Below are 20429 nucleotides of genomic sequence, written 5' to 3'. Positions count from 1 at the left end.
TCAAGGAATGGCGCGCTGTCGCAACCAGATACGAAAAAACAGCAACCTCGTTCCTCGCGGTCATCCACATCGCTGCCGCCGCAGACTGGATCAAGTGCTAACAGGCCCTAAGCAGGCGGTGCATGGGGCGCTGTCTCTGCCGGATTACGCGTCTGTCTGACTGTGACGGGATCATCATGACGGAGCGCCGGAAGCATGGAGGCGGACCGGTTTCCATGTCCGGCGACCGGAATGAAAGCATAAGCCGCCAGCCCGCTCATTCCATACTGAAAGACTGTCTCAAAAGTCTTCAGGTTCGGTTCACTGTAGCAGGCTGAGAGAGCACTGAGCGACAAATCTTTGATAAAAACAAACAAAAGTTTTTGGGTGCCGCCTTTTTTCAAAAAGGCGGTGTCTTCCGAAGCTTTTTGAAAAAAGCTTCACCAAAAACTTTTATAATTGACCGAAGGCTTCACGGGCAGGTTTTTGAAGCACTCTCTGAGTCCCCCGTCAGCCCTCACCCCGAACCCGCCGCATCGCGCAGCGCCGCTCCGGCGGCAGCCCCAGCGTCACCTCATGATCCACACAGGCGCGCAGCTGCGGCGACATTCCGTCAGCCGTCAGACGCTCAAAACCCAGCTTCCGGTAAAACCCTTCATTGAACGGCAGACCGGCAAACGTCGTGAGCGTCACTGAGCTTTTACCAGCCTCTTCCGCCGCCGCGATCACCGCCCGGACAAGCCCGGCCCCCACCCCGCAGCGCTGCGCCTCATGCGCCACGGCCAGCTCCATCAGATGCAGCTCGTCCCCATGATCCTCCGCGAGAGCAAACCCCACGAGCACCCCGTCCCGCACAGCCACCCAGCTTCGCCCGGCCCAGATCGCCTCGCCATGGACGGCTTCGGACGTCACATCATGCGAAACAACCCATTCCAGACCGTCAATGTTCCGGAAAGCCAGCGCCGCAGACCGCTCCAGCGCCGGCAGAAGCGCCGCCTCGTCAAGCCGCGTCCGCCGGATCAGCACCGCCCGCCGCCCATCAGCAGCCTCCGTCACCCCGCCATCCTCGCCCGGCCCACCCCCAGCAGACGCGAGGCACTGACCAGCGCCGCCGTGACAGCAAACAGAATCCCCCCGTCCACACAGGTCATCGTGCCGTCCGTCTGAACAAGACGCAGCGTCAGTGCAACCGCCATGGCGCCCAGCGTCTGGCCGCCCTGCCGCGCCACCTGCACCATGCCGCTCGCGCCGCCCTCCCGGCCGGCGGGAGCCGAGAGCATCATCGCCCGGTTGTTCGGCACCTGAAAAACGCCAAAACCAAACCCCGCCACGGCAATGCGCCACGCAATGTCAAACGCCCCCGGCGCCGCCGGAAGAAAACGAAACGCAACAAACCCCGCCGCTGTCATCAGCAGCCCGGCGGACGACATCTTTCCCGCCGCAATCCGGTCCGCCAGCCGCTTCGTCACATTCGTCGACAGAATCAGCCCGGCCGCCCAGGACGTCATCAGCAGCCCCGTCGCCGTCGCGCTCCAGCCGAAATGCTGATTCAGCGAAAACGGCAGCGAAATCAGAAAGAAATTCGACGCGATATAACCAAGAAGCCCCGTCGCGAACGCCACCCGGAACCCGCCCCCCCGCAACAGATCGACCGGCAGAATCGGCTGTGCCAAATCCGCCTCATGCCGCACCAGCGTCACCGTCGCCGCCACACCACCCGCCAGCAGTGCGATATTGCTCAGAACATTGTTGCCATGCGCGAAACCGTCGCCCCCGAGCCCCAGCGCCCCCAGCCCGACAATACAGAGCAGAGCGCACAGCGGATCGGGCATCTCCGAACGCGGCTGCGAGCGGGGCAGGGAGGTCTGCGCCAGAAACAGCGCCACAGCCCCAAACGGAATGTTGATCCAGAACAGCCACGGCCAGGTCGTGAACGCCAGCACCACCCCCGCCACGGACGGCCCGAGCGCCAGCCCGAGCCCGACCATCAGCATGTTCAGCGAAATCCCCCGACCCAGCTCCTTCTTCGGATAGATGAAGCGGATCAGCGCCGTGTTCACACCCAGCATACACGCGGCGCCCAGTCCCTGCACCGCCCGCGCCAGCGCCAGCACCAGCAGCGTCGGCGCCATCGCACAGCCCACCGAAGACACCATGAACAGAATCACGCCAATAACGCAGAGCCGCGCATACCCGAGCCACGCCCCCACCGCCGCAAGCGGCAGCAGGGAAACAATGCTGGAAAGCTGATACGCATTCACCACCCAGATCGTCTCGGACGCCGTCGTGCGCAGATCCGCCGCAATATCCGGCAGCGCCACATTGGCAATCGCATAATCAAGCAGCGCCAGCAGAATGGACAGACAGACCGCCGCCATCGCCCTGGCCCGCGCCGCGCCATACAGACCGTCAGGCACACCGCCAGAAAGCGTATTGGCAGAAGACGTACCGGCAGAGGGTGCGCCGCCGGAAGATGCCCCGGCAGAAACCACATCCGCAGTGGACGCCCCGGCCGGGACCGCATCTACGGGAAGCGTGCCGGCAGAAGAAGAAACGCCGGCGGCGGAGACGGAAGGGGCGGGATCAGCAGATGTCATGGTCCGGCGGAGCATAATGCGCCTTCGCCATTTTGCAGAGTCGCGTAATACGAAACCCGCCGCCATCCCCGGATTGCGTCAGATCAGGAATGATCCGCCCTGAGAGACCGCTTCAAAAGCCTCGTCATGAAGCCTCCGGTCATTAAAAAAGTTTTTGGCGAAGCTTTTTTCAAAAAGCTTCGGAAGATACCGCCTTTTTGAAAAAAGGCGGCACCCAAAAACTTTTATTGTTTTTATCAAAGACTTATCGCTAGTGCTTTCTGCCCCTGACTGAAGCGAGCAGATGGCATAAAAAATAATATGATCAATAACTTACGAAAGTTGTTGCCCGCGCACTGCTTCTGAAACAGTCTCTGAACACCTCAGATTATGACACCGGGCCATAAAATCAGACGAGCGACCGGGACACTCATCTCCCCGGTCGCCCCTCTGCCCGCTGCACAAACAACAACATCGGGCCACGAAACCGCCAGGCGCGGGCCTCCCCCAAAGCCCCTGAACAACAGCCCGTCTCCCACACCCCCCGATGCAGGCTCCGGACGCTGCCTACACCGCCGGAGTGGATGCCCCCGGCAGCCAGCTGATGTCGCTCCCCACCGTCACATCCTCGCCGGCCGCCGACTGACCAACCACAATGCCCGGCGGCCAGATGCCCGGCGAATTCAGCAGAAGATGACTGTCAGTTTCCGGAACGGCAAATGAATTGATCGTCCCGCCCAGCGTCCATCGCGAAAGCTGCCAGTGCAGAACCGGCAGATCGTCGCCGCTCGCCTGCAGGAACAGCGCCAGCCGGCAGGCCAGCGGCCACGCCGCCTCCGTGGAAATGATCGGCTGCGTCACCGGCCGGGTGTCTCTCGAACCATTCAGCGCCGTGAACCGAACCGGAACCCGGCTGTATCCGGAAACCGTCAGCTCCAGCCTGTTTGCATCCAGCAGTCCCAGCCAGCCGTCAAAAAAATATTCACTCATATAGTCTCGCCTAACCTCTCTCTGATGAGCAGCACCGTTCCGGCCTGTCCCCGCCCGTGCCGGAACAGGACCCGCCCTCCCGCTTCAGAAAACGGTCGGCCCATCCTGAAGAAAACACCGGAGATCCATGCGGTGAGGAGCCGCGCCGCGAAGGCATCATGCCTGTCCCCGAACAGACGACGCCATTTTCCGGAAACAGACGGCGTCCTCACCCGTCCACCCGCTGCCCGTCCGACCCGAACCCATGCACCCCTCACCGGCGCGGAACACACCAGCAACGGCAAGAGCCACCACAGCCTCACACCGCCCCCGCCCCGGAGACAGCTACCTTCCCGGCACCACAGAACAGGACACCCCCATGCCGGAAGACAGGACACATTCCGGACTGATCTCCGTCAGCCAGGCCCTCGAAAAATTCAGCCTCTCCAGGGCCGCCTTATACCGGCTGATCAGCGACGGCCGCGTCTTCTTCGAAAAAACCGCGAACCGCACCTTCCTCTGCCCGGACGACCTCCGCAGATGCACGGAGGCCGACAGGCAGGACAACGCCATGCCGCCCCGCGAACGCTACGAATGTCACCTGTTCGCTTCCTTTCTGCTCGCCGAACATACCGTCCACGCCACCGCCGGAATAAATGCGGAAACAGATCCGCATCGCCGCCGCGTCAGACAGTTCTTCGCCGGAATCACAGCGCGCGCGGCCCGGTCCGAACTGGCCCAGGCCAGGAAATGGCAGGGCAGGGCGGTCGCCGATATGAGCTCCTCTGACGCGCAGGCCTGGCTGAACACCACCGAACAGGAACTGAAAAACCGCGCCACACGGGACGCCCGGATCTGATCCTCTGGTCCGATCGTCCGGCTGCTCACCTTTCTGGCTGCCCGTCCTTTTATGTTCCGGTCAGAACCCGGCTTCTGCTACCCTGATCCCCTTCATGGAGGCCGGCATTATGTACGAAAGCTCCACCAGCATCGTCATCCACGCCCCGCAGGACGCCGTCTGGCGCGCCCTCACGGAACCGGACCTCATCACCCGCTATTTCTTCGGAACCCGGCTCGAAACCGACTGGAAACCCGGTTCCGACATGACCTTCAGCGGCGAATGGGAAGGCCAGACCTACCAGGATCGCGGCACCGTCCTGACGTTCAGCCCGCCCTCAGCCCTGTCCTACAGCTACTGGTCGGGCTTCTCCGGCACCGAAGACCATCCGAACCGGCGCATGATCATCCATTACGACCTGCAACCCGCCGGCGACGCGGTGCAGCTGACCGTCCGCACCTCCGGCTGCGACACGAAAGAGCGCGCCGAACACAGCAGCCAGAACTGGCAGCATGTTCTGACAGCCCTCAGGCAGATGCTCGAAACATCCTGACCAGCCGCCCTGCCCGATCACGCGAAACGACCGGCCACACCATCACCTGACCGCACGATAAAGCCGCAGCTTTCCGTCCGGAGACAGCGGCCCCGCCTGCTCATCATCGGTAATCCGGACCAGCAGAGCCTCCTGCCGCCGCATTTCGGCATCCCGACGGCCAGTACAATGCCGGGCGAAACAGGCCGGAAGAACGAAACCCGAAAGATCAGGACGCGCAAGCAGCGCCCTGAATGCAGTCTCATCGCCCCCCGTCGCGACATATTCACTGTAGTTGAAGACGTCGATCAGATTGTCCTTCCCCGCCCAGTAACAGACCGAACTCATGAAACAGCCGACCTCGCCCGGTTCGCGCCGCACGTCGTCAATAAAAACGTTCCAGGCCCGGACATTCCGGTTCAGATCCGCCACCTGTCGTACACCGCGCGGCAGTAAAGTCCACGAACCGATCAGAAACGGCACCAGAGCAATCCCAAGCAGACCCGCCGGCCCGATCCGGGACACCCATCGTGCGGACGCAGCCCCCCGCCCAACACATCTCCGGCCCGCCGCCACCGAAAGCGCAACGCCGGTCAGAATCGACAGCACAATCAGCGGCTCGAACCACGCATTCAGCGTCACACCCTCGCCGGTCCGCTGGATCAGGCTCCAGACAATGGAACAGAAGGCAGCCCAGGCCAGCAGACCGCCATTGCGTATCCGCGCCCCGCTTCCCGCCAGCGTCAGAGCCACCAGACCCAGAGACAGAATTTCAGACGTCCGACGCGCCCCGCCCAGAACCAGCGCAGGACTGATCACCCGCGGATGATGCAGCAGATCGGTCAGAAAAACCGGACCGAACGCCAGCACACACAGCCCCACGGCAAGAGCCGCAAAGCCGAACCCGCCGACCAGCCATACGCAGAGCCGCCGCCAGCTTTCCCCGTCCCGCCGCGTCAGAGCGCCCGCCCCAAGCCAGAACGTCACCGCCGCCGGCCATGACAGCACATTGTGCTTGACCATTCCCGCCAGCACCATCAGCGCCGCCGTGGCGACAAGCCGCGCCGCGCCGGGGACCGGACGGCCTGCCGCATCCGACGGACCCGAGACAAAAACCAGAACCGCCGTCAGCATGATCGCAATGCCGGACCATTGCGGATCGTCCATCGCCACATAATCATGGCTGAACGCCCCGACATAAAGCAGCGGCAGCAGAACCGCCGCCAGCGCCCCCCATCCGCAGGCCCCGCAACGCCGCGCAATCGCCCCCGCAAGCCCGGCCGACGCCAGCAGCGACACCAGAGCGATCACGCGCCCGGCAACGATCATGTCCCCGAGCAGCCAGCCCAGACAGCCCGTCACAAAGAAGGAGAGCGGCGGATAATTGTTGGCGATCAGCCCGCCCGGCGCGGGATAAAGCGGCCCGCCCCCCATCCCCAGAGCCCGCATGGCCGCATAGGCGTTCCAGCCTTCATTGTAATCCAGCGGAATCCGAGCCCGCAGACCCAGGACCGGCGCCGCCAGAAGGACCAGAACGGAGATCGCGACAAACGCCATCGCAATCCTGAACATCACCCCATATCCGCATGGCTTCCCGCCGGCCGCCATGCCCCCGTCACTCACCGGTTCGCAATTCATGGCCCGCTTATAAGCATCCGGAACGCGCTTGCCAGGAACAGGAAGACCGAAAAACCGATGCCATCCTGTGGCTTTTTATTTCAGAGTATGTCAGCGCCGGACACGGACCGGAACGACCCGCAACGACATCCGTTACCCACGCCGCGAAACCGGCGAAAACCACGCCGTCCCGCCGCGAATCCCACCAAGAAACCGGCCGCGATCAGCGCGATCCGTCCCCCTGCGTCCCCACGGATGCCCCTGTGCGCATCCCCACATCCGCCCCGGCCTGAATCTCCGGCGCCCCGTTCCGCGCCCGCCGGCTCCCCCGTCGCGGCCGCCCCGTCAGCGGATTGATGCGCGGCTCACGCTTCGTCCCGCCCTCCGTGTCCGGAACCACGTGACAGTCCACGCCTTCCGCCCGTCGCGCCGCCGCGAAAGCTTCCGCATGAGAAAGCTGTGCTGCCCGCCAGAGCACGCGGCCGCCCAGCATGACCCTGTGCTGTTTCATGCTCTCATCATGCCACGCGAAAAGACACAGACACAAACAGGGATGTATCTTTTGCAGATAAGCAGATGCAGTGGCATTCCGGGGCTTTGCCCCGGACCCCACAAAGGGACACGGTCCCTTTGATCCCGGGTAAAGAGGCGAAGCGGTCCTAACCCTGTCCAGATGCAGGGCAGAGCTCTGCTCTGTCTCCCGCCTGCAAAATCCATAAACGCCGACATAACCTTCGCGGTCCCGGCTCTGCCATCGATCTTAATCAGTAATCCTTACCGGCCCATCTCCACCCGCCACTTTCCCCGGCTCGCCGTCCCGTCCCGCTTTCAGCAGTCGCTTTTCCGGACCACCCGTCCTACAGTAACGCCATGAGCGACGAAGACTGGACAGCCGCAGACCCCGCGGCAATGGAAGCCGACGAAGAAGCAACCCGCATCGATGCCGCCGCCGGCATTCCCGAGCCGCGTCAGACTTCCAGCAGCTTCGCCTCCTCCATCCTGCTCCCCGTCATCATCGGCGGAATCGTCCTGCTCGGCGCATTCTGGTGGGCGGCTGGCCAGCTCGGCCTGTTCTGACCGGTAAAACCCGCCACACCCTCAGGCCACAGGCTCCAGAAACACCACCGTCGACCCGCCGCCCTCAACCAGCGTTTCAATCGCCGCATTGAACGCCCGCCCATGCGGCATCCCGATATGGGTCTCAAACGCCGCCTGATCCCGGTACGTCTCCTCAACATGGAAAAACGCCGGATCATCCGCCAGCCGGTACACCACGAACCGCACATTGCCCGGCTCGGAGCGCACCTTCCCGGCCAGATCGCGCAGCAGCCCCGCCACCACTTCCTCCTGACCCGGCAGCGCTCGCATCGTCGCGTAAAGTGCCTTTTCCACGCTCAGTCCTTTCTCAAAGCCGCCCGTACAGCGACACATCGACATTCCCGCCCGACAGGATCACCCCCACGCGCTTCCCACGCACATCGACAATCCCCTCAAGAGCCGCCGCTGCCGCCAGACACCCCGTCGGCTCCACGACCAGCTTCATCCGCTCCGCCAGCGCCCGCATTACCCGCAGCAGCTGCGCATCCGTCGCCGTCACAATCTGCGAGACCAGCTCACGCAGAATCGCAAACGTCAGATCACCCAGCGCCGTCGTCTGCGCCCCGTCCGCCAGCGTCTGCGGCACCGGAATCGTCACGATCCGCCCCGCCGCCAGCGACTGCTGCCCGTCATTCCCCGCCTCAGGCTCCACCCCGATCACCGTGCAGCCCGGCGACAGCAGCGCCGCCGCCAGCGCCGTCCCGCCCAGCAGCCCGCCACCGCCCAGCGGCGCCAGCAGAAGATCCAGTGGCCCCGTCTCCTCAAGCAGCTCCAGCGCCGCCGTGCCCTGACCCGCAATGACATCCGGATGATTGAACGGCGGAATCAAAGTCAGTCCTCGCTCATCCGCCAGCCGGTTCCCGATCGCCTGCCGGTCCTCCGTGTAACGGTCATAAGAGACGATCTCCGCCCCGTACCCCTCCGTCGCCGCCCGCTTGATTGCCGGCGCATCGGCCGGCATCACGATCACCGCCGGAACCTCTGCCAGCTTCGCCGCCAGCGCAATCGCCTGAGCATGATTGCCCGACGAAAACGCCACCACGCCCCGGCGCCGCTGCGCCTCTGTCAGCCGCGCGATCGCATTCGCCGCACCCCGGAACTTGAACGCCCCGGTCCGCTGAAACGTCTCCGCCTTGAAAAACAGCCGCGCCCCCGTCCGCTCGTCAAAGGTGCGGGACGTCAGAACCGGCGTCCGGTGCGCCAGCCCCGCCAGACGGTCCGCCGCCGCACGAACATCGTCAGGGCAGGGTATCGGAGAAGAGGGCAGGGAAGGGGAAACCGTGTCCGTCACCATCGTCAGATCCGTCTCAGGGACCGGATTTCGCTGATTTCAGACCATCCTGATAGCCAAGAGCCTCCAGCTGCTCCTGTTTCGTCAGATGCTTCTTCGATGAGCCGTCACCGAACCACGAACACGCGGCAAGAACAGAGCAGCTGAGAGTAAGAAGAAAAGCCCGTTTCATTTCTGAGGTGATTCCCGTTTCTGACCGCCCGGAGCATGCACGAAAGCCCCGGCAAAGGCGAGACCCGCCCGGCGGCAGATCCCGTCCTCCGTCCCGCTCTCTCAGGGGCGCGCCACCGGACGCGGCGCAAGCGACAGCGGCAGCCAGTCCGCCGGCACGGCCTGAGCGCGATACACCATCGCACTGCTCACCCGCGCCCCGCCGAAACTCTCCTGCCCGCGATACGGATTCACATATTCCCAGACAATTTCTCCGCCCGGCGTGACCTGAAAGATCCGCCCGTTCATCCCCTCATCGATCAGCGTGTTCCCGTTCGGCAGACGCTGCGCACTGCTCACAAAGGAACTGAAAAACGCCCAGGGCGGCAGACCGGACCGCACCGCCGTATAATCCCACACAATCTGACGGCTCACCGGATCAATCTCCAGAACCCGCGATCCCCCGTAAACCCCCAGCGCCACACGAGGAAATCCGGCCGGCCCCTGATCGTCGAACAGCAGCAGATTCCCCGCCCCCGGAAGTCCCTCCGGGATCAGATGCGCGTCATGCTGCCCCGAAAGCTGATCCACCGGCCGCGGTGTATCCAGCCGCGTCAGCCTCCGGTCCGCCTCATGCGGCGTGCCCGGAAAATCAGGTCCCAGCCGCCAGACCACATGCCCCGTCCGCCGGTCGATGATCACAACGAAATTCCCCTTCCGGGAATCGATCATGATGTTGTCAGGCCGAAAACGCGCATCCCCGGCATCAAACCAGCGGTTCGGCCCCAGCGGCTGCATGTCGTTGATCTCAAGATAGCCCCAGGCGTCCGGACCGCCCTTCTGACCCGTCTCCTCCTTCAGATACGCCAGCCCGGCGGCGGAAAGCCCGAACTCCCGCAGATGATCTCCCGCCACCCAGCGCCAGACCACCCGCCCGTCCGGAGCCACCTCCTCGATCGCCTGATCGTTCACCACATGCCCGTCCAGCGCCGCAACCGGATGCGTCACCGCCACCAGCAGCAGCGTGTCGCCTCCCGCCAGCCGCGCCCAGTCGTGATTCTGTCTGGCGCCCCCGCTTCCCGGCACACCACTCCACCGCCATACCTCATGCCCGTCCCAGTCCAGCTCCGACACGGTCCGGTTCCCCGTAACTCCCGCGCCCGCATCGGGAACGGACTCCGTCTGCAGCAGCGTGTGCCCCTTCGCACCCCCCGTCACAGCCGGATTCATCATCGCCCCCGGCAGCCCCGGATGCGCCCAGCGATGCACCTCCCGCCCCGTCATGTCGATCAGATGCGTCGCCCCGTCCGGCCCGCTGAACATGACAAAAGAGTCGTACGTCTTTCCCGGTCTGTCCGTCGTCACCCCGGTCGGAAAAACACCCGGCATCGCCTGTGCGGCTGAAAGACCGCAGAACAGCCCGGCAGCAAGCAGAGAAAGAAAAGCAGCACGCGGAATGAACGTCATGATCGCAGAGCCCCGGAACAGATCGGTCAGAAACTGGTGGAGAGAGAAACAATGCCGGCAAAAACCCCGCCGACATAGTAAGTCGGCGCACCCGCCGCGGCGATTTCCGTTCCGTAGACGCCCCGCGTCGCCCGCGAGGACGCCGTGATCCCGGCCACGCCGGAAAGATAGTGATTATTCGAAAGATTGGTCAGATTGACCCTGATTACCGGATGCGCCCGACCGAGCGCCGGCAGATGATACCCCAGCGCCAGATCGGCCGTCACATAGCCCGGCATCGCCTGATCGTTCATCAGCGTGGAAAACTGCCGCCCGACATACCGCGTCGTAACGGTCGCAAAAAACGGCCCCCGGTCATAATTCACCACCAGAGCCGCCTGAAATTCCGGGCTGCGCACAGCCAGTTTTCCCGCCGTCGGCAGCAGATCGTTCCCAACCCGGAAATTGTTGTCCGTCGTCGCATGCAGATATTCCGCCGAGGCATAAAACCGGAACCCGTAAACCGGACGCGTGCCCAGCTCGATATCCACCCCGCGAGACGTCTGACCGCCCGCATTCACATTCTGGGTGATCTGCGCGCCATTGACGATCACCTGGCTCGCAATCTGCCGGTTGGTGAAATTGTAATTAAAGAACGTAATACTTCCGGTCAGCAGAGGGCCGTTATACCGGTATCCCGCCTCTTCGGAGATCGAATATTCGGATTTCTGCGACAGGTTCGCGCCCGTCACCACCTGTCCCGTCGAGGCGCTGTACGTGTCGTAAAGCGCATTCAGCGTCGGCACGCGAAAAGCCGTAGCAGCATTGAAAAATACCGACTGCCGCTCATCAATCCTGAATTTCGCCGCCAGACTCGGCAGGGATTCCGCCGCGCTCAGACCACTGCGCGGCGTCGCCCCGGGCAGGTAATTATGCCCCACCCGCGTCACCATCGCCTCCTTGAACCCGGCGTCCAGACCCAGCCGGCCTCCCATCAGATCCAGATGATCGCTGATGAACAGCGCATTGGTGCGCGTCACCGTCAGATTGTCATAGGACGCAAGACGCGTCCCGTCCGACAGCCGGTAAGACGCCGAAAGCCCGCCCGGACTCACCGGCCCGCCATCCTCCTGCACCGGACTGTACGGCGTGATCTGACGCAGCGCCGACCAGTCGAACCAGTAGCCGGCCATGAAATGGTTCGACCCCGCCTCCCAGTTCAGCCGCGAGACAAAACCCGGCCTGTATTCATAAGGCGTCACCGTCGGCGTAAAGGCGACGAACGTCCCATCCGGCGCCCCCGGCACCGCCCCGCTGACCTGCTCCGTCCCGTGCCAGAGAGACGATCCGTTCAGCAGAGACGCGCCGGCATACGTGCCGGAGGTGTAATAAAGGTAAGGCCGGAAATCGAGCGACACATTCCGGCTGAGAACGATATGCTGCGGCGCGCTCACCACGATCGTCCGGTAAGGATTGACGTGCAGACCGTAAAAATTCGTATTGCTGCCGGTATAAGCCCCGGCGAAATTCGCGTTCATCCCCTGCTGATGCCAGACGGACAGAGACGGATTGAGATACTGCGTCTTCCACGCATCGTCGTAAGTCAGCGTCACGCGGCTCGTCGAACCGTTGTCCCATTCCTTCAGCAGCCTGAAATCGGCATGCTTCTTCCTGTCCCACCCCGGCCCGCGAAAATGGTTGTCATACACATGGGAAATCGAGGCATAGGCCCGCACGCCGCTCGTCCCGATCTCACCCGTCTCCAGCCGCAGAAATTCCCGGTTGAACGAAAAAGACCCCGTCGAGGCATCCGCATAGCCCCCGGCTTTGCGCGACGGGTCCGCCATCTCCATCCGCATCATCCCGCCGGACGCCCCCGTCACAGGCGCATCCACATCGGACGATCCCGGCCGCAGACCGATGCTCTGAAGATTCTCCGTGTCCACATACTGATTCGGAAACACCATGTATGTACCGGCATCGTTGAGCGGCACCCCGTCCAGCGTCACCCCGATCTGATCGCTGTTCATGCCCCGCACGGACAGATTGCCCTGCGCCATGCCGAACGGATCGGCATTCGCCACATTCGCTCCCGGCATCGTCGTCATGAACGACAGCGGATTCGGACTGGGCGCCAGCCGCGAAATCGCCGCCTGTGTCACCGTGCTTTCCGTATGACTGCCGGTCTGAACCGTCATGAACCCGCCGCCCAGAGCCTCCCGCCGCGCATTGCCCACCACGCTGACCGCCTCCGCTTCCCGCGCCCGCAAAACTCTGCGCCGCTCTGCGGAAGACTTCCCGGACCGCCCCCCGGATGGCGACTTCCCGGAGACGGAAACAGGATGACGCGCACCCCTGTCCAGAGACGCCCTCTCCGGTGACACCCTATCCGGCGAGACCCCGGCATCCCCGGTCGTCCCGCTCCCCCGCGGCTGCGCAACCGCCTGCCGTTCCGCAGCCGCCAGCGCCACGAGCGAGACCATCGTCAGAAAAGCTGCCGGATACTTCATGATGATGTTCCCTGTATTCCGGACAGAGCCGGAATATATTCCGATATGCCGTCTGTTCTGTTTTCTGTATAAGTATTGGTGAGATATTACTGAGAAATATCTCATCCTGTTCTTCTGTTTGATACGGAACCGAAACCGCTCTAACAAGAAGTGATTTTTCTCAGGTCTGTGCGAAAAAACCGCACACTGGAGGCGCCATGCCACTGATCACAACCGCCGCCCGCTGCCTCATGGAAGTCGCGGAAGCCGGTTCCATCCGGCGCGCCGCGGAGCTGATGAACCTGTCCGCCTCAGCCGTGAACCGCCAGATCCTGAATCTCGAGGAGGAACTCGGCGCCCGCCTGCTCGAACGCCTCCCCAGAGGCGTCGCACTCACCCCGGCCGGAACCCTCGTGCTCAGCCGCCTCACCGGTTTCCGTAACGAAATCGACCGCCTGCACCGCGACCTGAACCAGCTCGTCGCCCCTCAGCAGATCAGCGTGACAATCGGTATTATGGACTGCCTCGTCGGCGACGCCTTCACGCAGTTCCTCCGCCAGATCGCCGAACGCTTCCCCGAAGTCACCCTGCATATCGAGGTCGCCTTCCTCGCCTCCGACCTGCTGACCCGGCTGGAAGACGGCGAGATTGATCTGGTCGTCGCCTTCGACCCGTCCGAACAATACGGGTTCTGGGTCATCGGCGCCGTGCAGGCCCCGGTCGGCGTCATCGTCCCGCCCGGCCATCCCTTCGCCGGCAGAACCGGCATCGACCTGAAAGACTGCTACGCCGAACGACTCTTCGTCCCGGACCGCAGCATGATCCTCGGCCGCCTCGTGCAGACCGCGCTGCCCGACCGGCTCCGGTTCGTCCCTTTCCGGACCAACTCCATGCGCCTGATCCGGGAGACCGTCAGACAGAACGCCGGCATCACCTTCATGAATATCATCGATGTGTGGAATGACATCCGGACCGGAACCCTCGCCTTCGTCCCGCTCAGGGACCCCGTCCTGAGCACCCGCCTGAGCTTCTGCGTCCGCGACCGTCACGGAGTCCGCAAAGAGGTCCGCACGATCGCCCGCAGCATGCAGACCATGGTCGAAGACGAAGTCACCCGTCTCCTCAGCCCCCGCGCCACACCCGCATAACCTTCCCGTTCACCCCCGGCCGGAACCGGACGAGGAACCCCTACCGTCGCAATTCCATCGTAATCGGCCCCTCGCGCCGCCCGTGGGTGAACTGATCCACCAGCGGATTGCCGCTGTGCATCAGCGAGGAGGCCGGCCCCTGCCAGACCAGCTTTCCTTTGTAGAGCATCGCCGCCTCATCGCCGATCCGCTGCGCCGAAGCCATATCATGCGTGATCGCAATCGCCGTCGAACCCATCTGCTTCACACAGTCGACAATCAGCCCGTCAATCACCGCGCCCATGATCGGATCGAGCCCCGTCGTCGGCTCGTCGAAAAACAATATCGCCGGCTTGTCCGCAATCGCCCGCGCCAGACCAACGCGTTTCTGCATGCCCCCCGAAAGCTCGGACGGCGACAGATCGCCCACCGACGCATCCAGCCCGACCTGATTCAGAATCTCGCCTGCCCGCACTTTCGCCTGCGCCCGCGTCAGCCGCGGATGCGCCGCCGAATGCCGCCGCGCCTCAGGCGCCAGCAGCCCGAACGCCACATTCTCCCAGACCGTCAGACTGTCGAACAGCGCGCCGTTCTGAAACAGCATGCCGATCTCACCGATGATCGCTTCCCGCTCCCGCCAGGAGGCCGTCAGCACATCCTTGCCGTCAATCTCGATCGTCCCCGCATCCGGCGTGATCAGCCCGAGAATGCAGCGCAGCAGCACGGATTTTCCCGACCCCGACCCGCCAATAATGACAAAGGACGTGCCTTCCGCGACATCCAGATCGACGCCGCTGAGAACATGCTTGCTCCCGAAGGACTTATACAGACCCCGGATACGGATTTTCGGCGGCTTCGAAGGGGAGGGGGGTTGTCCGGTCATTGCGCGAAAAACAGATCCGTCAGCAGATAGTCAAAGGCCAGAACAAGGATCGACGCTGACACCACGGCGGAGGTGGTCGCACTCCCCACACCCTCGGCGCCGCCCCGGCTGGTATAACCGTGGTAACACCCCATCAGGGCGATCAGAAACCCGAACACCGCCGCCTTCACCAGGCCGACCGTCACATCCGATGTCTTCACGGCGTTCATCGTCGCCGTGATATACGCCGTCGGCGAGAAGGCCAGCTTCGCCGTGGCGACCGTAAACCCACCCGCCACCCCAAGAATATCCGCCACCACCACAAGCAGCGGCAGCGCAATAATGCCCGCCAGCAGACGCGGCGTGACGAGATATTTCATCGGGCTGGTCCGCAGCGTCGTCAGCGCGTCGATCTGATCCGTCACCCGCATCGTGCCAATCTCCGCCGCCATCGCCGCGCCGACACGCCCCGCCACCATCAGACCGGCCAGAACCGGACCCAGTTCACGGGTCACGGACAGAACCACAATGCTCGCGATCGCACTCTGCGCATGATACTGCGCGAACCCGGTGTAAGACTGCAGCGCGATCACCCCGCCGGAGAACAGCGCCGTCAGCGCCACCACCGGCAGAGACAGAAACCCGGTATCCAGCAACGCCGTGCCGAAAACCCGCCAGTAAAACGGCGGCCGCACCGCATGAGACAGCCCCTCCAGCGCAAACAGCGCAATGGCGCCGGCGGACCGTATCAGAGCAAGGGCAGCGCGACCGATGGCGGCGATAAAATCAGCAACAGCATTCATCCGGCGCGATCAGCTCCCCGTTCGACCCGCTCCCGGCAGATAACCGACATCCCGTCCCGGAGACCGCCGGAAGCCGGAGACATGCCTGGACCGGCCGGCCGCCCGCCAGGCCGGGAAAACGCCCGCCACACCGGGGCAGAACCCGAAAGCCATCCTGTCCGCCGACAAACCACACATCACTCCCCGACTGCCCGCCATTTCTGACTGTCCGTTCTCCCGGAACCGACACCCGGAAGAGACATGCCGTAGCCCGAGACCTGTCCCACGTCAAAGCCATGACCCGCCATCGAAAAAATGCGATCAGGACAAAAAATGTCTCCCCGGAAATCAGTCTTCCGAAAAATCCGCTTCCGGGACGCAACTATGGCAGGTCAGGCACGATCAGGCGCTTGACCGGGCACGCGCAGACAGGTTCAAGTCACCTTGTCCGGACTGCCTGCTCAGTCCGTGTGAGCGGCGGACGGCATCCCCGCGCATCCGGCCCGTATCAGGTCCGGGCGACATTACCGGGCAATGGCCGGCCCCGAGACTGTTTCACAGGAAGGCCACCAGCGGCCGGGAGGAATTATAGTGCGTATTGCGATGATTGGCGGCGGTTATGTCGGCCTCGTCTCCGCAGCGTGTTTCGCTGAATTCGGGCTCGAAGTCGCCGTCGTGGAAAACAGCCCGACCCGTCTGGCCGCCCTGCGGGAAGGGCGGATCCCCATTTACGAACCCGGCCTCGACCGGCTTGTCGAATCGAACATGCAGGCCGGGCGCCTGTCTTTCGGTGACGACATCGCCGCAGCCGTGAAAGACGCAGAGGCGGTCTTCATCGCCGTCGGCACCCCGCCGCGTAACGGCGACGGCGCCGCGGACATGCAGTACGTCCATGCCGCCGCGAAACAGATCGCCAACGCTCTGACCGGCTATGCGGTGATCGTCACCAAATCGACCGTTCCCGCCGGTACCAGCCGCCGCATCGCGGAACTCGTCCGCGAAGCCCGCCCGGACGCGGAATTCGATGTCGCCTCCAATCCGGAATTCCTCCGCGAAGGCAACGCCATCGGCGATTTCATGCGCCCGGACCGCGTCATCGTCGGCCTCGACCGCACCGCCCCCGATGGCGGCGCCCGTTCCGAAGAAGTGATGCGTCGTGTCTATCGCCCGCTCTCCCTGATCGAGGCTCCCGTCCTGTTCACCACGCTGGAAACGGCGGAACTGACAAAATACGCCTCCAATTCTTTCCTCGCGGTAAAAATTTCCTTCATCAACGAGATGGCCAATCTCTGCGAAAAACTCGGCGCGGATGTGCACGATCTCGCAAAAGGCATGGGCCTCGACGGCCGTATCGGCCGCAAATTCCTGCATCCGGGCCCGGGCTACGGCGGCTCCTGCTTCCCGAAAGACACGCTCGCCCTCTCACGCATCGGTCAGGAAGCCGACAGCCCCTGTCGCCTCGTCGAAACCACCGTGCAGGTCAATGACGCCCGCAAGATCGGCATGGCCGGCCGCATCATCGCCGCGTGCGGCGGATCGGTGCACGGCAAAACCGTCGCCGTGCTCGGCCTGACCTTCAAGCCCGAAACCGACGACATGCGCGAATCCCCGTCGATCCCCATCCTGCACCGCCTCGCCGAGGCCGGCGCCGTCATCCGCGCCTACGACCCGGTCGGCATGGAACCCGCGAAACCGGCCCTGCCGCCTTCGGTGATCTACTGTCAGGACGCGCTCGACGCCGCAAAAGACGCCGACGCTCTGGTCGTCCTCACCGAATGGACCATGTTCCGCTCGATCCCGCCGAAATCACTGGTGGAAACCATGAAAGGCAAGGTCATCGTCGACCTGCGGAACATCTTCGATCCCGCCGCCATGCGCGCCGCCGGACTGCAGTACCAGTCGCTCGGCCGCCCCTGACCCGGTTTTAACCGGAGCCCTTCTGCCGGACACCCTTCACAGGGCTCTCCTTACGGCGCAAAAGGCACGACAGGCACACGCCCGTCGTGCCTTTTTCATTTCCCCGAAACCCGCACCGCCTTAAAATCCGTCGGACGCAACCTGTTTATAAAAATTATGTTATAGGGATGCCAGGAAGACACTCCGGGCTGGCTGTTTCCGGGCAAAACAGCGCCCGCCCGCAACGACCCGGCCCACACCAGACAGGAGACAGAAGATGGAATGGCAGGCCCTCATCTCTCTTCTCGTCTTTCTCTTCCTGTCCTTTATCCTGCCCTTCATCATCGCCGTTCTGATCGTCATGCACGACGCCAGAGACGACGGTCACGCCGAACGCGATGTCCTGTTCCGCCAGGTCATCCTGCGCCAGCACATCCCGTTCATGACCGAAACCATGTCAATGTCCACGGACGCGCCCGGCACTCCGGGATACCGTGAACGCCATCCCTCCGGCTCATAAAGCCGTCGTACTGAAAACCGGGCGCATTAAGAATGCTGTGGCCTCAGTCCGGCCACAAAAATTTCTGAACACATCATCATCTTATACCCGCTCACGCATTTGTTATAATCAGCACAGCGCTTTTCCGGAGCGATCATGTTCCGGACTCCGTCGGAAAATCTCTTTTCTCTTCTCTATGCGTCCGTTCGTAACGAAAACATTCCGACAGATACCAGTGAAATGACATAAAGGTGAAATCAGGCAGAGATGCAGCTCTGTACAGGTAAAATCAGACATCTGTGATGATACTGTACTCAGATGCCGCGCATAATCGCAGCGGAGGAGCACCTTTTCACAGAATGAAACCTTCTCTCATTCGTGGAACATTCCAGATGGTTCCATGTGCTTTCACAACGTTTTAGTCTGTTTCCGAATCAGAGGTTTTGCCAGGCCAGAAACCGTATTCAAGCGGTCGTCCTGAAGAGGAGAGGCAATGATGTGGGTATTAATGGCAGCAAAAAATGCCGACAAAATCGGCAGAATCCGCCGCCGTAAAATAGCGGCCGCGCTCTGGGGCAGCTCCGGCCAGAAAAGACATTTCAGAAGAAAACTGGTCGCTTTCAGGTCCAGTCCCACATGGCCGAAAAGCCATCATGGCGTAAGGAAACCCGGTATCGGCGCCCTGCCACACCCCGACAGACATGACCGCATCGATATGGCGCACGGTCAGGCCGTTGTGACCGGCGCACTCTGCATCGTCGATGACGACAACCGGTAAAGCAGCCCTGCTCCGAAAAGCTCTGGCCGGTTATCCCGTGTCAGAAAAATTGCCGTTTACAGATCGTGCAGACATGATTGGGAGCGGTTTTCCGGGGCTTTTGCCCCGCGCCCCGCAAAGGGACACGGTCCTTTTGATCCCGGTTCGCTGACATAAACCCGGAGCCCCGCTTCGTTTCCTGCCCGCGAAATACATAAACAGCGGCATCCGGAAACGCCGCCATTCCCCGTTTATGGATCAGTCCCCGGTCGCCCGGTCAACCGCACGTCCCGCCTTCTCAACCGGCCCCTTCGGCGGATCGATCGTATCCCGGACCTTCTCACCAAATGTCCGCTTGTGCGGCTCACAGGCCGTCAGCCCCAGACAACACACGGAAACAGCAAGCACGGCCGCAATGGTCAGACGCATGAAAATCCTCCGGTTAAGGCGCTCGGAACGAACACCCCCTGTCAGCGTGCCAGCGCCGCAAAGGTTCCATTGCCCACACCATCCGGCCACAACCGGACGCACCTGTCAGGCGCTCAGGCAGCTTCCGCCCGCCTGTCCCTCGCGGCTTTCCGGATGGCAATCGCGGAGGCGTCGTACCCCAGAAGACTCATGACATCGACAACACCGGGAATACTGATCCCCGCACTGATCTCCTCCGCCGTGACATGGTCCATCCAGCCATCATCATCGCGCTGCTTCGGAGAGGCCTGCCTGCCCAGCTTCACCACCATCTCCTGAGGATCGGCATATCTGCCCTCAGTCGCCTCCCGATGCAGAAAGGCAGCAGCGTCAAAGCCGGCATAATGAACGTAAGCCCCCCAGTTCCCACCCAGCGAGTGGCACGGGTAACGGAAGAATTCCGCGTAATCGACACCTCCCGTCACGCCCATGAAATTCAGCATGCGCGAGAAATAGCCCTCCGTATTCGTGTAAATCTCCTCATGCCGGAGCGCCATAAAGGGAATTCCGCGATGGAGAATGGCCCGCAGACAGTGGTTGTAGATATTCCGCCAGATCTCGACCCCCTGCCAGACTGGCGCCCCCGTCGCCTTGAAATGACTCCGGGCGAAAGCAAACGGATTCCGGGAAAGAACGATCGCCCCGCCGACAGACAGCCCGGCCGCCCATAACATCGTCATCCAGTCGGCATTCTTCGAACTGTCCAGAACAACCGGCCTGCCGGCCCTCGCGACCATCTCCTCATACGATCTGACCTTCTCCGCAGGCGAGGAAGGCCGGGACGGAAAATCATGCCAGACCGGACACGGACCGCCCTGATGACCAAGGCCGCAGAGCGCGCAGCCATGCACCGTGAGATTTGCATTCTCTCCGGTGTACTGACCGAAGAGATCCAGCCGGTCCACTTCCCCGGCATGAAAGATCTGGCTGCTGGTGTTGAGGATATTGCCAACCGCCGTCGATCCGCAGAACGGCGAACCAACGATAAAAAAATACTTCATTACTTTCCCGCGAAGGGGCCTTCCGGACAGCAGCGCGGCACGCGGCCGCGGA

General features: G+C 62.7%; 21 protein-coding genes and 1 pseudogene. 8 read left to right on the top strand and 14 right to left on the bottom strand.

Features of this window, described 5'->3' with window-relative positions:
- Window positions 1-101, top strand: a pseudogene (locus GOB93_RS18040) (IS5-like element ISMex42 family transposase); the annotation flags it as partial.
- Window positions 102-489: 388 nt separating this feature from the next.
- On the opposite strand, the gene GOB93_RS18035 reads toward GOB93_RS18040, so the two are convergent.
- From GOB93_RS18035 to GOB93_RS18025, 3 genes are all read right to left on the bottom strand, one after another.
- A complete protein-coding gene (locus GOB93_RS18035; RefSeq protein ID WP_173584845.1) occupies window positions 490-1035 on the bottom strand; it encodes a GNAT family N-acetyltransferase in 546 nt (181 codons plus the stop codon).
- Complete coding sequence (locus GOB93_RS18030; RefSeq protein ID WP_242010893.1) at window positions 1032-2576, bottom strand: MFS transporter; 1545 nt, start codon at window positions 2574-2576, stop codon at window positions 1032-1034. Before GOB93_RS18030 ends, GOB93_RS18035 begins: the two co-directional genes overlap by 4 nt.
- A gap of 546 nt (window positions 2577-3122) precedes the next feature.
- Entirely contained in the window at window positions 3123-3545 is a 423-nt protein-coding gene (locus GOB93_RS18025) for a hypothetical protein (RefSeq protein WP_173584844.1), read from the bottom strand.
- A 358-nt stretch (window positions 3546-3903) separates the two neighbouring features.
- Between GOB93_RS18025 and GOB93_RS18020 the strand changes: the two genes are divergently transcribed.
- Both GOB93_RS18020 and GOB93_RS18015 read left to right on the top strand, forming a co-directional pair.
- A complete protein-coding gene (locus tag GOB93_RS18020; RefSeq protein WP_173584843.1) occupies window positions 3904-4383 on the top strand; it encodes a hypothetical protein in 480 nt (159 codons plus the stop codon).
- A gap of 94 nt (window positions 4384-4477) precedes the next feature.
- A complete protein-coding gene (locus GOB93_RS18015) occupies window positions 4478-4915 on the top strand; it encodes an SRPBCC family protein (protein WP_173584842.1) in 438 nt (145 codons plus the stop codon).
- Between the two features lie 42 nt (window positions 4916-4957).
- Here GOB93_RS18015 and GOB93_RS18010 read toward each other — a convergent pair whose 3' ends face one another.
- Both GOB93_RS18010 and GOB93_RS21700 read right to left on the bottom strand, forming a co-directional pair.
- Window positions 4958-6466 carry a hypothetical protein gene (locus tag GOB93_RS18010; protein WP_173584841.1) on the bottom strand — a complete coding sequence of 503 codons (1509 nt, stop codon included), beginning with the start codon at window positions 6464-6466 and terminating at the stop codon, window positions 4958-4960.
- A 268-nt stretch (window positions 6467-6734) separates the two neighbouring features.
- Entirely contained in the window at window positions 6735-7022 is a 288-nt protein-coding gene (locus GOB93_RS21700; RefSeq protein WP_242010892.1) for a hypothetical protein, read from the bottom strand.
- A 359-nt stretch (window positions 7023-7381) separates the two neighbouring features.
- Between GOB93_RS21700 and GOB93_RS18000 the strand changes: the two genes are divergently transcribed.
- On the top strand, window positions 7382-7588 hold the full coding sequence (locus tag GOB93_RS18000; RefSeq protein WP_173584840.1) for a hypothetical protein: 207 nt from the start codon (window positions 7382-7384) through the stop codon (window positions 7586-7588).
- 21 nt (window positions 7589-7609) lie between these two features.
- Here GOB93_RS18000 and GOB93_RS17995 read toward each other — a convergent pair whose 3' ends face one another.
- From GOB93_RS17995 to GOB93_RS17975, 5 genes are all read right to left on the bottom strand, one after another.
- Window positions 7610-7903 (bottom strand): antibiotic biosynthesis monooxygenase, encoded by a 294-nt coding sequence (locus GOB93_RS17995; RefSeq protein WP_173584839.1) that lies wholly within the window; start codon window positions 7901-7903, stop codon window positions 7610-7612.
- Window positions 7904-7916: 13 nt separating this feature from the next.
- Window positions 7917-8903 carry a threo-3-hydroxy-L-aspartate ammonia-lyase gene (locus GOB93_RS17990; RefSeq protein WP_173584838.1) on the bottom strand — a complete coding sequence of 329 codons (987 nt, stop codon included), beginning with the start codon at window positions 8901-8903 and terminating at the stop codon, window positions 7917-7919.
- Between the two features lie 13 nt (window positions 8904-8916).
- On the bottom strand, window positions 8917-9072 hold the full coding sequence (locus tag GOB93_RS17985) for a hypothetical protein (protein ID WP_173584837.1): 156 nt from the start codon (window positions 9070-9072) through the stop codon (window positions 8917-8919).
- A 101-nt stretch (window positions 9073-9173) separates the two neighbouring features.
- The gene (locus GOB93_RS17980; RefSeq protein ID WP_173584836.1) at window positions 9174-10517 is read right to left on the bottom strand and encodes an aryl-sulfate sulfotransferase; all 1344 of its coding nucleotides are present in this window, start codon (window positions 10515-10517) and stop codon (window positions 9174-9176) included.
- Between the two features lie 26 nt (window positions 10518-10543).
- Entirely contained in the window at window positions 10544-13006 is a 2463-nt protein-coding gene (locus tag GOB93_RS17975; protein ID WP_173584835.1) for a TonB-dependent receptor, read from the bottom strand.
- Between the two features lie 197 nt (window positions 13007-13203).
- On the opposite strand from GOB93_RS17975, the gene GOB93_RS17970 reads away from it, so the two are divergent.
- Window positions 13204-14133, top strand: coding sequence for a LysR family transcriptional regulator (locus GOB93_RS17970; protein ID WP_173584834.1), 930 nt, complete (start codon window positions 13204-13206; stop codon window positions 14131-14133).
- A gap of 40 nt (window positions 14134-14173) precedes the next feature.
- On the opposite strand, the gene GOB93_RS17965 is transcribed toward GOB93_RS17970, so the two are convergent.
- Both GOB93_RS17965 and GOB93_RS17960 read right to left on the bottom strand, forming a co-directional pair.
- Window positions 14174-14995 carry an ABC transporter ATP-binding protein gene (locus GOB93_RS17965; protein WP_173584833.1) on the bottom strand — a complete coding sequence of 274 codons (822 nt, stop codon included), beginning with the start codon at window positions 14993-14995 and terminating at the stop codon, window positions 14174-14176.
- Window positions 14992-15777 carry an MlaE family ABC transporter permease gene (locus GOB93_RS17960; RefSeq protein ID WP_173584832.1) on the bottom strand — a complete coding sequence of 262 codons (786 nt, stop codon included), beginning with the start codon at window positions 15775-15777 and terminating at the stop codon, window positions 14992-14994. Before GOB93_RS17960 ends, GOB93_RS17965 begins: the two co-directional genes overlap by 4 nt.
- 582 nt (window positions 15778-16359) lie before the next feature.
- On the opposite strand from GOB93_RS17960, the gene GOB93_RS17955 reads away from it, so the two are divergent.
- The 3 genes from GOB93_RS17955 (at window position 16360) to GOB93_RS17945 (ending at window position 18929) form a co-directional block, all read left to right on the top strand.
- Window positions 16360-17673 (top strand): UDP-glucose dehydrogenase family protein, encoded by a 1314-nt coding sequence (locus GOB93_RS17955; RefSeq protein WP_173584847.1) that lies wholly within the window; start codon window positions 16360-16362, stop codon window positions 17671-17673.
- Window positions 17674-17929: 256 nt separating this feature from the next.
- Window positions 17930-18172: a hypothetical protein gene (locus GOB93_RS17950; RefSeq protein WP_173584831.1), complete on the top strand. Its 243-nt coding sequence runs from the start codon at window positions 17930-17932 to the stop codon at window positions 18170-18172.
- Between the two features lie 472 nt (window positions 18173-18644).
- A complete protein-coding gene (locus tag GOB93_RS17945) occupies window positions 18645-18929 on the top strand; it encodes a hypothetical protein (protein WP_173584830.1) in 285 nt (94 codons plus the stop codon).
- Between the two features lie 237 nt (window positions 18930-19166).
- Here the strand turns inward: GOB93_RS17945 and GOB93_RS17940 are convergent, their stop codons facing one another.
- Both GOB93_RS17940 and GOB93_RS17935 read right to left on the bottom strand, forming a co-directional pair.
- Window positions 19167-19337 carry a hypothetical protein gene (locus GOB93_RS17940; RefSeq protein WP_173584829.1) on the bottom strand — a complete coding sequence of 57 codons (171 nt, stop codon included), beginning with the start codon at window positions 19335-19337 and terminating at the stop codon, window positions 19167-19169.
- A gap of 113 nt (window positions 19338-19450) precedes the next feature.
- A complete protein-coding gene (locus GOB93_RS17935; protein WP_173584828.1) occupies window positions 19451-20377 on the bottom strand; it encodes a hypothetical protein in 927 nt (308 codons plus the stop codon).
- Between the last annotated feature and the right edge of the window lie 52 nt (window positions 20378-20429).

The sequence above is a fragment of the Acetobacter musti genome (assembly GCF_011516835.1).
Taxonomy (GTDB): domain Bacteria; phylum Pseudomonadota; class Alphaproteobacteria; order Acetobacterales; family Acetobacteraceae; genus Acetobacter; species Acetobacter musti.
This window is presented reverse-complemented; position numbering and strand designations above follow the sequence as displayed.

Excerpts from the sequence above, each read along its gene's own strand:
- GOB93_RS17970 (WP_173584834.1), top strand. The coding sequence starts at position 13,204 with ATGCCACTGATCACAACCGCCGCCCGCTGCCTCATGGAAGTCGCGGAA.
- GOB93_RS18000 (WP_173584840.1), top strand. The coding sequence starts at position 7,382 with ATGAGCGACGAAGACTGGACAGCCGCAGACCCCGCGGCAATGGAAGCC.
- GOB93_RS17955 (WP_173584847.1), top strand. The coding sequence starts at position 16,360 with ATGATTGGCGGCGGTTATGTCGGCCTCGTCTCCGCAGCGTGTTTCGCT.
- GOB93_RS17940 (WP_173584829.1), bottom strand. The coding sequence starts at position 19,337 with ATGCGTCTGACCATTGCGGCCGTGCTTGCTGTTTCCGTGTGTTGTCTG.
- GOB93_RS18025 (WP_173584844.1), bottom strand. The coding sequence starts at position 3,545 with ATGAGTGAATATTTTTTTGACGGCTGGCTGGGACTGCTGGATGCAAAC.
- GOB93_RS17980 (WP_173584836.1), bottom strand. The coding sequence starts at position 10,517 with ATGACGTTCATTCCGCGTGCTGCTTTTCTTTCTCTGCTTGCTGCCGGG.
- GOB93_RS18020 (WP_173584843.1), top strand. The coding sequence starts at position 3,904 with ATGCCGGAAGACAGGACACATTCCGGACTGATCTCCGTCAGCCAGGCC.
- GOB93_RS17945 (WP_173584830.1), top strand. The coding sequence starts at position 18,645 with ATGATGTGGGTATTAATGGCAGCAAAAAATGCCGACAAAATCGGCAGA.
- GOB93_RS18030 (WP_242010893.1), bottom strand. The coding sequence starts at position 2,576 with ATGACATCTGCTGATCCCGCCCCTTCCGTCTCCGCCGCCGGCGTTTCT.
- GOB93_RS17985 (WP_173584837.1), bottom strand. The coding sequence starts at position 9,072 with ATGAAACGGGCTTTTCTTCTTACTCTCAGCTGCTCTGTTCTTGCCGCG.
- GOB93_RS17990 (WP_173584838.1), bottom strand. The coding sequence starts at position 8,903 with ATGGTGACGGACACGGTTTCCCCTTCCCTGCCCTCTTCTCCGATACCC.
- GOB93_RS17950 (WP_173584831.1), top strand. The coding sequence starts at position 17,930 with ATGGAATGGCAGGCCCTCATCTCTCTTCTCGTCTTTCTCTTCCTGTCC.
- GOB93_RS17965 (WP_173584833.1), bottom strand. The coding sequence starts at position 14,995 with ATGACCGGACAACCCCCCTCCCCTTCGAAGCCGCCGAAAATCCGTATC.
- GOB93_RS18015 (WP_173584842.1), top strand. The coding sequence starts at position 4,478 with ATGGAGGCCGGCATTATGTACGAAAGCTCCACCAGCATCGTCATCCAC.
- GOB93_RS17960 (WP_173584832.1), bottom strand. The coding sequence starts at position 15,777 with ATGAATGCTGTTGCTGATTTTATCGCCGCCATCGGTCGCGCTGCCCTT.
- GOB93_RS21700 (WP_242010892.1), bottom strand. The coding sequence starts at position 7,022 with ATGAAACAGCACAGGGTCATGCTGGGCGGCCGCGTGCTCTGGCGGGCA.
- GOB93_RS17975 (WP_173584835.1), bottom strand. The coding sequence starts at position 13,006 with ATGAAGTATCCGGCAGCTTTTCTGACGATGGTCTCGCTCGTGGCGCTG.
- GOB93_RS18010 (WP_173584841.1), bottom strand. The coding sequence starts at position 6,466 with ATGTTCAGGATTGCGATGGCGTTTGTCGCGATCTCCGTTCTGGTCCTT.
- GOB93_RS17935 (WP_173584828.1), bottom strand. The coding sequence starts at position 20,377 with ATGAAGTATTTTTTTATCGTTGGTTCGCCGTTCTGCGGATCGACGGCG.